Source organism: Domibacillus enclensis (assembly GCF_900156125.1).
In the GTDB taxonomy this organism is placed as follows: Bacteria; Bacillota; Bacilli; order Bacillales; family Domibacillaceae; genus Domibacillus; species Domibacillus enclensis.
This window is the reverse complement of the sequence record NZ_FTLX01000004.1, coordinates 49791-63806: the sequence shown is the minus strand read 5'-3', so window position 1 is coordinate 63806 and position 14016 is coordinate 49791. Positions and strand designations below refer to the sequence as shown.

At 46.1% G+C, this 14016-nt stretch carries 13 protein-coding genes; 1 reads left to right on the top strand and 12 read right to left on the bottom strand.

Annotated features, from left to right (window positions below; genetic code table 11):
- Positions 1-22: 22 nt before the first annotated feature.
- Both BW952_RS09605 and BW952_RS09600 read right to left on the bottom strand, forming a co-directional pair.
- The gene (locus tag BW952_RS09605) at positions 23-586 is read right to left on the bottom strand and encodes a hypothetical protein (protein WP_052698322.1); all 564 of its coding nucleotides are present in this window, start codon (positions 584-586) and stop codon (positions 23-25) included.
- Between the two features lie 181 nt (positions 587-767).
- Positions 768-1658, bottom strand: coding sequence for a TIGR01777 family oxidoreductase (locus BW952_RS09600; protein WP_045849129.1), 891 nt, complete (start codon positions 1656-1658; stop codon positions 768-770).
- Between the two features lie 216 nt (positions 1659-1874).
- Between BW952_RS09600 and BW952_RS09595 the strand changes: the two genes are divergently transcribed.
- On the top strand, positions 1875-2297 hold the full coding sequence (locus tag BW952_RS09595) for a hypothetical protein (RefSeq protein WP_045849128.1): 423 nt from the start codon (positions 1875-1877) through the stop codon (positions 2295-2297).
- Positions 2298-2366: 69 nt separating this feature from the next.
- Here the strand turns inward: BW952_RS09595 and BW952_RS09590 are convergent, their stop codons facing one another.
- The 10 genes from BW952_RS09590 to BW952_RS09545 all read right to left on the bottom strand — a co-directional run bounded on the left by BW952_RS09590 (position 2367) and on the right by BW952_RS09545 (position 13725).
- Positions 2367-2747, bottom strand: a complete 381-nt coding sequence (locus BW952_RS09590; protein WP_045849127.1) for a hypothetical protein — start codon at positions 2745-2747, stop codon at positions 2367-2369.
- Between the two features lie 21 nt (positions 2748-2768).
- Positions 2769-3425 carry a molybdate ABC transporter permease subunit gene (gene modB, locus BW952_RS09585; protein WP_045849126.1) on the bottom strand — a complete coding sequence of 219 codons (657 nt, stop codon included), beginning with the start codon at positions 3423-3425 and terminating at the stop codon, positions 2769-2771.
- Complete coding sequence (modA, locus tag BW952_RS09580) at positions 3415-4215, bottom strand: molybdate ABC transporter substrate-binding protein (RefSeq protein ID WP_045849125.1); 801 nt, start codon at positions 4213-4215, stop codon at positions 3415-3417. Before modA ends, modB begins: the two co-directional genes overlap by 11 nt.
- 72 nt (positions 4216-4287) lie before the next feature.
- A complete protein-coding gene (locus BW952_RS09575) occupies positions 4288-5049 on the bottom strand; it encodes an SDR family NAD(P)-dependent oxidoreductase (RefSeq protein ID WP_045849124.1) in 762 nt (253 codons plus the stop codon).
- A 68-nt stretch (positions 5050-5117) separates the two neighbouring features.
- The gene (locus tag BW952_RS09570) at positions 5118-5831 is read right to left on the bottom strand and encodes a DUF459 domain-containing protein (RefSeq protein ID WP_045849123.1); all 714 of its coding nucleotides are present in this window, start codon (positions 5829-5831) and stop codon (positions 5118-5120) included.
- A 117-nt stretch (positions 5832-5948) separates the two neighbouring features.
- On the bottom strand, positions 5949-6104 hold the full coding sequence (locus BW952_RS09565; protein ID WP_076496270.1) for a DUF1540 domain-containing protein: 156 nt from the start codon (positions 6102-6104) through the stop codon (positions 5949-5951).
- A gap of 64 nt (positions 6105-6168) precedes the next feature.
- Positions 6169-8214 (bottom strand): molybdopterin oxidoreductase family protein, encoded by a 2046-nt coding sequence (locus BW952_RS09560; RefSeq protein WP_045849122.1) that lies wholly within the window; start codon positions 8212-8214, stop codon positions 6169-6171.
- Between the two features lie 192 nt (positions 8215-8406).
- Entirely contained in the window at positions 8407-8796 is a 390-nt protein-coding gene (locus tag BW952_RS09555) for a hypothetical protein (protein ID WP_045849121.1), read from the bottom strand.
- Between the two features lie 154 nt (positions 8797-8950).
- Positions 8951-9778, bottom strand: a complete 828-nt coding sequence (locus BW952_RS09550; RefSeq protein ID WP_045849120.1) for an aldo/keto reductase — start codon at positions 9776-9778, stop codon at positions 8951-8953.
- 149 nt (positions 9779-9927) lie between these two features.
- Complete coding sequence (locus BW952_RS09545) at positions 9928-13725, bottom strand: GH32 C-terminal domain-containing protein (RefSeq protein ID WP_052698321.1); 3798 nt, start codon at positions 13723-13725, stop codon at positions 9928-9930.
- Between the last annotated feature and the right edge of the window lie 291 nt (positions 13726-14016).

Below are 14016 nucleotides of genomic sequence, written 5' to 3'. Positions count from 1 at the left end.
GTTCCCCCGTTCTCCATTTCAATTAAGAAGAGATATTGATCTTTTTATCACTTTTTTGCGCTAACAACCATGGGTAATTTTCTTTATTTTGTATGATTTTTTGAGGAAAGATAATGGTAGGAGTCACATAGTCACCTTTGTAATATACTTTTTCGCCTGCTTGTTCCATGGGAATTTTGTAAACAATACGCAACGCCTTGTAAAAATTACGTTCAAGCAGGGCGACACAGTAATTCACACGATAGTACTCTGAATAATGGACAAATAAAGAGAGAAGCCGGGCTAAATTGGCACCGCGATGCTCTTTTAAAATAGCTGTTTTGTCGATTTCAACAACTGATTGGGGATCCTCGTTCATCATATGAAGCTGGTGAAATGGAAAAACGGCATTGATATCATTTGACGGATGAAGAGAGTACGGTTTAAATTCAATTGTGCCTATTTTTCTATCTGCATTATCTACAATTAAAAATCGATCCGCGTCCCTGTGTTCATTTTCTAACCCGTACCCTTTCTCAATCCAGCATTGCATCCAAATGTGATTAAACTGATTAAGCAGTGCCAACGAATCTACTTTTACATACACCGGCAAATCCTCCATATTCAATTATATTTTCAGCTACGCCTTATTATAATCTGAAAATTAGAATAACGGTACTGCAGAAATTTTTTCTTTTCACAAATCTCTTTACTGTCTATAGTTTCATTCACAAAAGAGTCTTCCCACGCTTAAATGAGAAGACTCTTTTTTATCCTGATAAACGAGATCATCTGCCTAAAATATCCTTAAACGCTGAATCAAGCGTTTGAAAGGTAAAGACAAATCCTTCTTGCTCCAAACGTTTTGGTATCACCCACCGGCTTTTTAACACGAGCTCGGTTTCCGTTTTAATCACTGTGGCGCCCATTTCCAGAAGCGGCTTCGGGGCAGGCAGGCCGAATGGCACGTTCATTCTTTTCCGGAGCGTTTCCATTAATTCACGGTTGCGGACCGGATTCGGTGCTGAACAATTAAACACACCCGTTAAATCCGTTCGTTCGTTAAGAAACAAAACCAGTTGAAATAAATCCTCCACATGAATCCAGCTGAACATCTGGCTGCCCTTTCCTTGATGGCCCCCAAGTCCAAATTTCGCCAAGTTACGGTAAGGCGTCATGACACCGCCATCCTTGCCAAGCACAATCGCGATTCGCAGCGCAATCTGTCTTGTATTCGGCAGAGCAAAGGAAAAAAACGCGTGCTCCCAGTTTTTGGCGACATCGACGGAAAACCCTGTTCCAATTTCCCCGTTTTCTTCTGTCATCGGCCGGTCCTCGGCATGGCGGTAAATCGTCGCTGTACTGGAATTCATCCAGACCTTCGGCGGGTTTTTGCATGCTAAAGCTGCATTGCCCAGCTTTTTGGTCGTTTCAATGCGGGAATTCATAATTGCCCTTTTATTCTCTTCATTATAACGGCAATTCACTGATTTTCCTGCCAAATTAATAAGAAGATCAGCTTCTTCCAGTGCCTCAATCATCCCTGCCTGATCGTCCCACTGGATATAGCCAGGCTGTCTGGAAATCATTTTTACCTCACACCCAAGTTTTTTGAAGTTTCGTTGAAAATAATCACCAATGAACCCTGTTCCTCCGGCCAAAACGACTTTCTTCATAATAAAAAACCTCCGTTTTCTGGCTCATTTGCTTTTCTCTTCCTTATAGAAGTATATCAAAAAGAAAGAAAATATCATATTTTACCAGATAAACACTTCCCTAAAAGATTACATTCCTTTTTCAATTTGATTAAAAAACGAGGCAGACCGGTTATTTTAAATCGGGGCAGGTATAGAAAAGGTATCAATACCGAAGAACATCTTAGAGGAGGAATCAGGATGAAAGGTTTACTTTTAAAAGCGGCGGCCCCTTTTCTAGCGGCCAGTCTTGCTTTCTCATTTCAAGCACAAGCGTCATCACCGACAAACGCGGAGCTGCAGGCATTGGAAAAACGGGTAACGGCGATCAATGAGAGAGCGGATAAAGTGATCGAATCCGCCAAAAACGGCTCTGCTTCCAAACAGCGCCAGTATGTAAAACAGCTGGACTCGCTTTTGTACCAGTCCCGTACAGCCTCTCAGCAAACCGATCAGCTTGCAGAACGGCTGGGCGGTGATACGCTGGAAACAGTCAATTTGGAAAACAGGCTGAACACAACAGCTGCTCAAATTCTTGAAACGCAAAAAGCTGTTCAAACGCCTTCTCATGAAAACCCGGACAATTATACACCTCAGCCCGGCGAACCGCTTGACGATCATTAAGACAGTGAATGAACGCAGCCATTGAGCGCTTCCTCAATGGCTGCTGCAGCGGGTCGAGCAACGCTTTTCTTACTCCGCCGCTAAAGTTATTTCCGGGAAAAGCCATGCAATGAGCACGGCTAATTTTTCAGGACTGTCCACTTGCTTCCCTTTTATAATTGAAAACATTCGTCTGTCCGGTTTCATTTTTTGAAAAAGAGAGCCGGCTGTGCACTCGCCAGCTGAACATGCCTTCGTTATATAAACGAAAAGGGTTCGTTTGTCAGACGCTCTCATGATTAGTTTCTCGGTTAAGATCAGCTCATCCTGTCCCCATTCGATCACACGGCTGGAATGGCGTATCGCACGATTGATGCTGCTTTTCGGACTCATCACAGACATCAGCTCTTCTCTAGAGCAAACGCCGGTTTTAGAATGGCTTTTCATATATGAAACAATTTGCTCTTCCATTTTTCCACCCCTCATAAAAAATCAGGATTTGATCAGGTTAACACAGACCAGCATGATAATGGAAATGCCGATCATACAAGCCACCCATAGCCAGGCGAGGCCCATATTCCCTGAATCCATGGCCATGTAAATGGCAATAGGCGCTGTTTGTGTTCTGCCAGGAATATTGCCGGCAAACATAAAGGTGGCGCCGAATTCACCAAGAGCCCGGGCAAAGCTTAAAATGCCGCCCGAGACGATGGCTTTCAAGGCAAGAGGAATGGACACGTATAAAAACACCTTCCATTCACCCGCACCATCCACGCGCGCCGCCTGTTCAATGTCATGATCAATCGCTTCAAAGCCGGTTTTGGCGGATTGATACATAAGCGGAAACGCGACAATGATAGCGGCGGTCACCGCAGCCCACCAGGTGAAGATAATCGGCTGCTGGAAGATCCATTCAATCGCCTTTCCCGCAGGACTGCTTCGCCCGAACAGCACAATCAGTAAAAAGCCGACAACCGTTGGAGGCAGGACAAGCGGCAAAAGAAAAAGGGTTTCAACAACAGCTTTTCCTTTAAAGCGGGCATTTGCCATCATCCTGCCAAGGCCAATGCCGACTAGTAGCACAACAGCGCTTGAAACAGCCGCAATTTCAATAGACAGGCGAATGGGAGACCAAAAATCAGCTTCCACGATTCGTCAGCCCTTTAAATCCATACTTTTCGAAAATCTTGATCGATTCTTCCTCTTGAACATAGCTGTAAAACTGCTGGGCTGCTTCTATGTGCGCCGAGTTTTTTACGATTCCAGCCGGGTAAATAATGGGCGTATGCATCGTTTCGTCAGCGGCAGCAGCCACCTTTACTTTATCGGAAACGAGTGCATCTGTTTTATACACGATTCCCGCATCCACATTTCCTGTTTCCACATATGTAAGCACCTGCCGAACGTCCTTTGCATATACAACCTTTGATTCAACGTCTTCCCACACACCGATTCCTTCCAGCGTTTCCTGCGCATACTTTCCGGCCGGAACTGCTGATGGCGTCCCGATGGAGATACGCTCTGCTTTTACAATATCGTCGAACAAGCTGATCTCCTGCTCCGTATCGAGCGGGACAACGAGCGCTAACTCATTTGCAAGGAGATTGGTCCAGGCGTCTTCGTCAATTAATCCTTCCTCCTTTACTTGAGCGAATTTGTCCTCTGCAGCGGAAAAGAAAAGATCTGCTGGCGCTCCCTGAGACATTTGCTGGGCAAGCGCGCCCGAAGAGCCAAAATTAAAGGTGATGCTGATGCCTGGATTTTTTTGTTCAAACGAAGCCGCAATTTCCTGCAGCGACTCCTGCAAGCTGGCCGCAGCGGAAATAGTCAATTCGACAGTATCCTCCTGCTTTCTTTGCACACCTTGTTCATCTGCTGAACAGCCTGAAAGAACGAATAGTGCCAGCAGACCGATCAATAGTACGTACCGTTTTTTCAAAAGACATTCCCTCCTTGCCACCTATACATAAGTATAATCATTATTTGCATAAGTGGACAGGGTCGGTTCCAGTTAAAAATTCATCCGCGACTGGCCGCCGTCTACATTCACACTCGTTCCAACCATCCACGAGGCTTTTTCCGATGCCAGAAAAGCGACGACATTCGCCACTTCCTCCGCCGTGCCGAAGCGCCCGGCTGGAATTTCATTTTGCACAAACTGCTGGATCGCTTCAGGATTCTCTTCTAAACGCTTTTTCCAGTTTCCCGTTTCGTGCAAAATACTTCCTGGCGCGACACTATTCACGCGTATCCCGTCAGCGATTACTTCATCCGCCAGCGATTTCGTAAAGCTGATCAACGCCGCTTTCGCATTATTGTACGTCACCTTGCCTCCACTTTCCCGGCCAAACACGGATGTAATGTTCACAATGGCACCGCCGCCACTTCGCTTCATCTGTTCAACGGCCAGCTTGCTTACATGAACAGCTGAAAAATAATTCAGCTCCATCGCCTCGTAAAACAGATCCATTTCTGTTGCCATCGCTTTTCCGCCGTTGCTGCCTCCTGCATTGTTAACGAGGATATCAATTGCTCCCTTTTCCTCTATGAAGGATTGCATAAACGCTTCCCTCTCATCAGCACGTGCCAGATCTACTTCAAAAATGGAAATGGCCCCGCCAAGTTCCTCTTTCGTTGCTTTCAGCGCCTGCACTCCGCGTGCAGCGATTGACACGTCCGCCCCTTCCGAAACAAACACACCCGCAATCGCTTTTCCAATTCCTTTTGAACCGCCTGTTATGAGAACTTTTTTCCCTTCTAGTTTTAAATCCATTGCCATTCTGCCACCTTTCCCTTTATCTTCTTGAGATCAATCTATCATTTTTCCTTCTTTTTCGCTTATTAAAAATGATATTCTTCGATGATTTTTTTTGTAATGAGCTCATAGCCTTTACTGTTTGGATGAAGCTCATCACTAAAATAATCGGTGCTTTTTTCCTTCAGCAGCCCATCGGTTGCGATAAATTTGACGTTTGGATACTGGCTGACGATTTTCCGGCTCAGCTCATTCCATTCCGTAATGACCCCCTCGATCTCTTTGGAATCCGGGTACGGGTTGTACAGCCCAAGAAACAGTACAGGTGCTTGCGGGTTTTCCTCTTGAATAATGGATAAGATGTGATGGAGATTATTCCGGTAATCTTCTTCGCCCCGAGTAATCCGGTCTTCATACAATGGATTGAGATCTCCTCCGTTGCTTTTAATTAAATCATTCGTTCCAATAAAAATGGTGAAATACTCCGCATTGGCTAACGTCTTCTTCACGTCGGTCTCTCTCAATTGCTGAAGCAGCCCATCCGTTTGCTGGCCGGGAATCCCGTAGTTGTAGACCTTCAGCGGTACATCATTTTCCTTATTCAGCACCTCTTCAAGATTTTCAGCATAGCCATGCCCCGTCTTGTCCCCGACACCATACGTCAGCGAATCGCCAAGTGCCACCATCTCCTTGCCGGCTGACGAAACACCCGCTTCTTTCTTTTCATGATTCAGCCAAAAAAACAATGAGACCGCCACAAGGGCTGCCACGATCAGTGCTTTTCCTTTTCCTTGTTTCATCAAAACCTACCTCCTAAACCGTAAATTGTTCCCTATCTGATCACGAATAAACCGATTAAAACAAGACGGTTCAACGCATAGGAAAAGGGACGCCCTGAAAAGGACGCCCCTTTGCCATCAAATGCCCGGTGTGAAAGTTTGACAGTCGGTTTCTTCATTTTTCGAAGCCTGCTTGCCTTTGTGGCTCACAACATAAATTGAATCCGCCTTGCACTTGTTGCCTTTATCCCAGTACTTGCAGTTGTCCACTTCACAAAGAACATCTTTCGCCATTTCACACACCTCCTGCTCTTATCATGAACCAGGAGGCATGAATCTATTCGCTTGAAATCTCCTCTTACCGCGCCATTTTTGATACATTTACCCGGCCGGAAAAAAAGACCGCGCCGCCGCCCATGTCTGACAGACGGTCCGGCGTGAGAGAATTAACGAGCTGCTTTGTGCCGGCCTTGTCCGCCCAGAGTCCCTGCGATACAACCACACCCGGGAGAACATGTTCACCAACGGCCGCGGTCAACATACATTCACCGCGTGAATTCCAGACGCGGACCTGTTCACCGTCCTGTATGCCGGACGCTTCGGCATCTTTTTCGTTCATATATAAGCTCGCTTCTTTCGCCATCCGCTCATGCTTTTCATTGTTAGAAAACGTTGAATTTAAAAACTGATGATTCGGTGCCGGGATAAAAAGGTACGGGCCGTCCTCATCGTCTTGAAGCGGCACATAAGTCGGCAGCGGCGGATAGCCGTCCTGCTTCATTTGCTCGGAATACAATTCAATTTTCCCGCTCGGTGTTGGCAATGTTCCTGGAAACATCGGCTCTACCTCTGCCTTGATAAATTGCTCCTCCGCAAGTGAATCATACCGAATGCCCCGAATAAACGGATTGAAGTCATAATCCAATGCCTGATCAATCATGTCTTTTTCTGTTTCTTGAAACAGCGCATCATCAAACCCCATGCCCTTGGCCAGCAGACGGAATACATCCACATTGGATTTCGATTCCCCGTACGGCTTGATCACCGGCTGCTGCAGCTGAATAAAATGGTGCCAGTACGACGCGAAAAAATCAGTGTTTTCATATGACGAAGTAGCAGGCAGCACAATATCGGCATATCGTGCTGTTTCCGTTAAAAACAAGTCATGCACGACGAGGAACAAATCTTCCCGCAAAAGCCCCTGTCTGACCTTGTTGCCTTCCGGCGCCACGACCGCTGGATTCGTACTGTACACAAACATGGATTGGATCGGCTCCTCGAGTTCCGTCAGCGCATGGCCGATTCGATTCATATTGATATGTCTCGTTTGTGGATGTTGAAGCAAATCCGGCCGCTGCAGGGCATCAGAATGAAAAGCCAGGTAGTCGGAGTTCGCCTTGATCGCGCCTCCGCCTTTTTGAAGCCACTGGCCTGTAATAGCCGGCAGACACGAAATGGCCCGGATACACATACCGCCGTTATCGTGATGCTGCAGCCCGTTTCCAATCCGGATAAAGGAAGGAGAGGCCGCCCCGTACATACGGGCGAGCTTGTATATATCTTCTGCAGGAATGCCCGTTATATTCGCCACCGTTTCAGGATCGTACGACTTCACGTGCTCGCGCAGCTCTTCCACACCAACGGTATATTCTGTCAGAAACGATTCATCCGCCGCTCCTTCCGCAAATAAAACATGCATGATGCCAAGCGCCAGTGCTGCATCCGTGCCAGGCATGATCGGAATAAACCAGTCCGCGAGCTTGCCGGTTTGATTTTGATGCACATCAATGACGACGATCTTCGCGCCGTTTTTCCGCGCCTGCTGGGCAAGCACCACCTGATGCATGTTCGTACTCACCGCATTGATTCCCCAGAAAATGATCAATTGAGCATGAACGGTTTCCTCCGGATCGGTTCCCTTGCTCGTGCCCATCGTATAACGATAACCGGCTTCACCCGCAGACTGGCAAATAGTCCGGTCCAGCAACGATGCCCCAAGCCGGTGAAAAAAACGCCGGTCCATGCTTTCCGAGTTTAAAATACCCATATTCCCGTAATAGCTATAGGGCAGGATGCTTTCAGGACCATCTGTTTCGATCAGCTCTTTCCAGCGGGACGTAATCGTTTGAATGGCTTCCTCCCAGCTGATCCGCTCAAACTGCCCTTCGCCTTTTTTGCCGGTGCGCTTCATTGGATAACGAAGACGCTTTTCATCATAAAGCCGCTCCTTCATGTTGCGCACTTTGTTGCAGATGCTGCCCTTTGTCACCGGGTGGCTCGGATCGCCTTCCACCTTAATGATCTTTCCGTCCTTTTTATGAACAAGCAATCCGCACTGGTCCGGGCAGTCAAGTGAACAAACAGATGGAAACACACCAGTCGGTTGATCTTTAAAAGAATGCATGCTGATTCTCCTCATCTTTATTAATTCTCTTCCATAAGAATAGCACGTCCTTCGCTGCAGGAAAAAGGCCCTGCGCTGAATCTTGAAGAAAACAACGAGGAAAGGGTAAAATGCGGGTGATATAAAGAGGAAAGAGAGAGGAAGAGGTGGAAATGTTCAGCCGCTCTCATAGAAAGAGCGACAATGTGCGCATTATGGCTCTTTCCTGCAGGAAAACATGATGTGATGGGCATCTTCTGTTACAACGATGTCGATGCTGCTTGTATCAATAGGAAAGACAAAATCGACCGTCTCCGTTAGTCCGTTCTGCCACCTTTTCGTGTACTGCCCGCTCACTTCCTGGCGCTCGTAGTGGATGCTGATTGGAATCGTTTCAGACCCGTCCCGATCATTAATGATAACGAACTCTTCTTCTTGATCCATTTGATGGACAGGATTGGCAACGGTCGCGGATATCGCTTTAAATCCGAGAGTGTCCCGGTCAAACTGATTGTTGACCTTGCATTTCCCTAAAAGCGGCAGATCGATCTCCTCCACCCACAGCTGCTCCTTTGCAGCCAGTAGCTCTTGCATGTTCCCCATTTCAACGGCCCCCTGACATGATCTGTACGGATTCAATGTAACACATCCATCCATTTCCTTATAGAGTTGGATGTGTTAGGCCGATAATTCTCTCCCCACTACTTACGTTAAACAAAAAAAGAACCTTGAATACAGGTTCTTTTCCGTTCGTAAATTAGTCTCGCTTGTTCATTTCATTCGGATGGGAGCCGTTGCGGCGGTCACGGTTTAACTGCGTGATTTCGCTCATTTCCTCCGCTGTCAGTTCAAAATTAAACACATGGAAATTTTCTTCAATTCTGGATGGCGTAACGGATTTTGGAATCACGACTGTGCCATTTTGCAAATGCCAGCGCAGCACGACCTGGGCCGGCGTTTTGCCATGCGCATCCGCTATTTTTTGAACAACATTGTCCTTCAGCACTTCTCCGCCTTGATCAAGCGGGCTCCAGGCTTCGATCAAAATATCATGCTTCGCACAAAAATCCTTTAAGTCCTGCTGCACAAGATATGGGTGGCATTCCACCTGGTTGAGCACAGGCTTGACCTCACATTCCGTTAACAGGCGTTCCAAATGCTCAATTTCAAAATTACAAACCCCAATCGACTTCACTCGGCCGTCTTTATACAGCTTTTCCATCGCTTTATACGTTTCTACATATTGATCAAACTTCGGTGTCGGCCAGTGAATCAAATACAAATCAACATACTCCAGCCCCAGCCGCTCCAGGCTTTCATCATACGCATGCAATGTGCTCTCGTATCCCTGGTCGCCATTCCAGACCTTTGTCGTAATAAAAAGCTCTTCTCGCGGAACGGATGAATTTTTCAGCGCCTGTCCCACACCCCGCTCGTTTTTATAAATCATCGCCGTATCAATTGACCGGTAGCCAGTCTCCAGCGCTTTCCCAACAGCAGAAGCGGCTTCATCGTCTGGCACCTGCCAGACACCAAATCCAAGCTGCGGCATTTTCAGCCCGTTGTTCAATGTCACAAAGTGCATATCATCCAGCTCCTTTTTTCATTAGTCAAAGCGATCTCTCTTAGAAAGTATACGCTTTCTTTTATTCCCCTTCAATTACTGAAATTTTAGTAATGTGATTGCAAAAAGGATAGCTGCTATCTATTTTATAGTAGAAAACGGCTTTGTTTTTAATCAGCTGACAATACCCACTGCTGGTTTTCTTCATTTGGGTTCAACTCGTGGAGTGTTAGCATTCCCTCTCCTGAAAGTCCTACCGCCTGTCCGTTGTGAACAGAGAGAATGCTTACTGTTCCATTGTTATTTTCTTTGATCATCCATCGCTGATTTTGATAGCCCAAATAGCTGTAGAGCTGAATTTTGTTTTGCTGTGTATCCAGATCAAGTGCTTTCCCTTCTTCTGTCCGGATGGAGTACGAACCGTGTTCATCACCTGTAGGAATCAGCACCCAGTTGGTTGCTTGACCTCCATCTGCTGCAGTCACCGGCTCACCGTTTTGAGATTTCGCCGCATAAATAGCTTTTCCTGTTTCAGGATTCGTAATACTTGCGGCCATTACATTTGCTTCTGACATACCACTGACTTTCACATTTTGATAGGAAGCCTGACCGCCAAAAACATTTAAACCAAAATGACCGCTCGCAAACGTCCCGTCTTTTATATCCATGATTTTTTCGCCATCTACACTGATCTGAATATGTGGACCGTTCGCTTCAATTTTCACCTTGTACGTTTTTCCAGGCTTAATAAAGGCAGGCACTTTCCCAATGACCATTCGATCTTCAAAACGGCCGTCAACCTTGTAAAAAAGCCGGAACGCTTTCATATTCGGGTCCATGTTAAAATAATAACCGCTTCTTCCATCCTCACTCGCCCGGAACAAAATAGAACCAGCTCCTCCTGTCTCTCCGAGCATCATATCCGCTTCATATGTGAAGTTCCCGGCCTTTTCCTTTGCCACATAGTTTGCATCACTTGTATGCGTACCACGAATGCCATTTTCAGTAATAGTCCATTTGAAAGCAGACAAATCGGACGTCCAGCCAGTCAGGTTTGTATGAAACTCCCCATCGTATACCTTTACGTTCACATGGGCCGAAGCCTTTCCATTTGGCATAGAAGCTGTAATGACGGCTTCACCGGTGCGTCCTGCTTTTACAATCGCTTTAGTATTACGGGCAGTATTCACTTTTACTATAGTCGGATCACTGGATGTCCACTTAATCGGCTGATTTCTTTTGCCATTTTTCACAGAAGCGAACAGTTCAAGTGAAGCACCACTATTCATCTCCCGTTGATTCGTATCCATGACAATGCTCGTCACTTCGTTTTCCTGCACAGTCCACGTATCTGCCAGAGAATGGACATTTAACGATACAATTTTCACCTCTCCGCCCTCGGTGTAAAAACTCATGTTCCGGCTTGCTGGGTCGGGAAAAATAACATCAGAAAATACCACTTTTCCGTCATTTGCGAATACTTCAATAGAGGAATCATCGACAAACAGATTCAGCTTAATCCGTTTGTTTTCCGGCTTTACGTGCGCCTCATGCAAGGTGGTAAAAAGATTAGAAAAATCAGCTTCTCCTGATTCCGTGCGGTCAACAAATAATTGTTCCTCTGCTGGTTTGTATCCAACAACCGTTTTTTCTCCCGCACCTTCCCGAACATTAAATCCGAACTCTGTCACATCGCTGGCTGCAGGGATTTCGATCTCCGCTTCAATTTCAAATGCACCTGAGGTAAGGCCTTTTAATACATTTTGAGCGTTATCCGGGTTGACGACTTTGTTTTCTGTCTGCCGGACGGTGCTGCGGATCGACTTCAGCTCTTGAATCGGGGCTTGTGCAAGTCTGATCCCTTCTTCCGTCTCGACCAGTCTGACTTCTCTCGGAATCGTCAGCTCTCCCTTCCAGCCCAGCGTCGGGAACGCAAAAGGATAATCCCAGTTTGTCATCCATGCCATCATTACCCGTCGGTTATCCGGCATATCAGAGAAAGACATCGAAGCATAAAATTCCTTGCCGAAATCTGTTTTCAACACATTTCCAGCGGGATTGTCATTCACGAATTTCCCTTCCGCTGTTAACTGACCGATAAAATACTCCGCATCAGAGCCTTGTGTGTTCGGATTGGCTCCCGTACTGATCATCAACACCCACTTTTTCTCTTCTGTGCCTTCCACTTGAAGCTGAAAAAGATCCGGACATTCCCATACGCCGCCACGCACGTACTCCCCATAGCCAAAATTATCTGTCAGCGTCCAGTCTATTAAGTTCACAGACGTGAAGAAGCGAATATGGTCTCCGCCTGAAACGACCATTATCCAACGGTTATTTTCTTCATCCCTCACCACTTTCGGGTCACGGAAGTCCCAGCCACCCGGATCTTCTCCATTTTTGCCTGGATTCTCAATAACAATTGGACGATCCGCTGCATAGTCCCATTTACGTCCATTGTCAGAGCTGTAAGCAAGGCCAATTCGCTGATTGCCATTTGGCCCGTCCGGATTAAATGACGTGTAGTAGGCAACCAGACCGTTTCCGCCGGTATCAGTGAATAAACCAGACGCATTATTTAAATCTGCTACCGCAGAGCCGGACCAGATATGGCCGTGATCGTTCCACGGCAGCGCAATCGGAAGTCGCTTCCAATTCACCATATCTTTACTGACCGCATGAGCCCACGTCCCGCCATCCTGATGAAACAAATGATATTCGCCTTCATAATAAACGAGGCCGTTCGGGTCACTCACTGAGCCACGGGCTGGCGTATAATGATAATCCGGACGGTATTTTTCGTTGTAATAATCAGAAGACGGAACAAGGTAAATATCCTGGAAATAAGCCGTACCCTGTCCAACCGTCACCCCGGAAAGACCCGTACTGTAAGTGCTGTCCGTTACTTTCACAGCGGGTTCAGTATAACCATCAACATACAGCTCAATCTCGTCTTTATTTGCGATAATCTCAAGATGATGCTTTGTTTCTTCCTGCGTTTTATATACGCGGTCAGATGTTTTCAAAACGGTGCCGTCTGCTTTCTTCAGCTGCGCCTTCACCGTGCTTCCTTCCTTTAAAAGAACTGCCTCATACCCGGCTGTTCCTTGCTCGTTCATGCGAAAAGCAAGAGCTGCTTCTGCCGGACTTTGATCAAAGGATAGATTTCCTTCTAAAATAAAATTGTCTCCACTTTTATTGTAAAGCTGTCTGGCTTTCCCTCCACTAGCGGCCGTTCCTTTTAACCCTTTAATATCTGGCTCCCAGCTTCCATTTTGGTAAATAGGCATACCCAGATTCGTTGAAAGCTCGCTCACTTTTACATTTTGAAAAAGCGCAGAGCCGTTCCAGACGTTCAATCCAAGAAACCCTTTCTCATATGCAGCGTTTCGAACATCGATAACCGGCGCGTACTGATCTCCCCAATACACTTGAATGCGATCCCCCACTGCCTTTACCTTTAAATGATAAATTTCTCCCTCCTGCACTGTCACAGGGTGTTCTGCCTTTAAACGGTTTTCATCGCGGGCATCCCGAAGACGGATGATGCCTGCGTTAGGGACGATTTGCAGCATATAGGAATCCCAGCCATCTTCATTGGAACGGAAGACCAATGTAGCATCCGCGTTTTGATCCACCAATTTTATATCTGCTTCGTATATAAAATTGGTGGACGTTACATCAGAAATCGCCGTCACATTTTCATTTGGCTCTGACGAAAGCAAAAGCCCTTGTTCTGTATCCTCGAGCGTCCCTTCTCCTTTCACTTGCCAGCCTGTTACATTTGTATTTGAATGAGATGTGCTATCAGAAATGATTGTTTCCTCCTCTGATTCATTTGTATTTGCTGCCGATCCCGCTGAAGGCCGCAGAAGGATTGTCTCCACAGAAGCCAAACTCAATATGCTGATTAATCCGGCAATAATCCACTTTCTTACTATTAATTTCACGTTTCCATCACTCCTCATCTTTATTTTATTCTCATTTGATGTCGATTCATTTCACCTTTAATAAAAGCGCTTTCATTTTGTCTATTAAATTTAACAAACAGAATCATCCCAGTCAATACATTTTGTAAAATTTAATTTTTACATTTGACAATAAATATTTTTACAAAAATAACTGTTTCTACTTAAATAAATTTTGTTTCTTCTATATTAGCGCATCAACAGCGATGTCCGTTTATCATTCATTAATGTTGTTTCTTTTCATTTGTCCATCCATTGAATAGTGGCCGGTTGCTATATTTCACAGCGTAT

Excerpts from the sequence above, each read along its gene's own strand:
- BW952_RS09595 (WP_045849128.1), top strand. The coding sequence starts at position 1,875 with ATGAAAGGTTTACTTTTAAAAGCGGCGGCCCCTTTTCTAGCGGCCAGT.
- BW952_RS09590 (WP_045849127.1), bottom strand. The coding sequence starts at position 2,747 with ATGGAAGAGCAAATTGTTTCATATATGAAAAGCCATTCTAAAACCGGC.
- BW952_RS09575 (WP_045849124.1), bottom strand. The coding sequence starts at position 5,049 with ATGGATTTAAAACTAGAAGGGAAAAAAGTTCTCATAACAGGCGGTTCA.
- BW952_RS09570 (WP_045849123.1), bottom strand. The coding sequence starts at position 5,831 with ATGAAACAAGGAAAAGGAAAAGCACTGATCGTGGCAGCCCTTGTGGCG.
- BW952_RS09565 (WP_076496270.1), bottom strand. The coding sequence starts at position 6,104 with ATGGCGAAAGATGTTCTTTGTGAAGTGGACAACTGCAAGTACTGGGAT.
- BW952_RS09560 (WP_045849122.1), bottom strand. The coding sequence starts at position 8,214 with ATGCATTCTTTTAAAGATCAACCGACTGGTGTGTTTCCATCTGTTTGT.
- BW952_RS09555 (WP_045849121.1), bottom strand. The coding sequence starts at position 8,796 with ATGGGGAACATGCAAGAGCTACTGGCTGCAAAGGAGCAGCTGTGGGTG.
- BW952_RS09550 (WP_045849120.1), bottom strand. The coding sequence starts at position 9,778 with ATGCACTTTGTGACATTGAACAACGGGCTGAAAATGCCGCAGCTTGGA.
- BW952_RS09545 (WP_052698321.1), bottom strand. The coding sequence starts at position 13,725 with ATGAGGAGTGATGGAAACGTGAAATTAATAGTAAGAAAGTGGATTATT.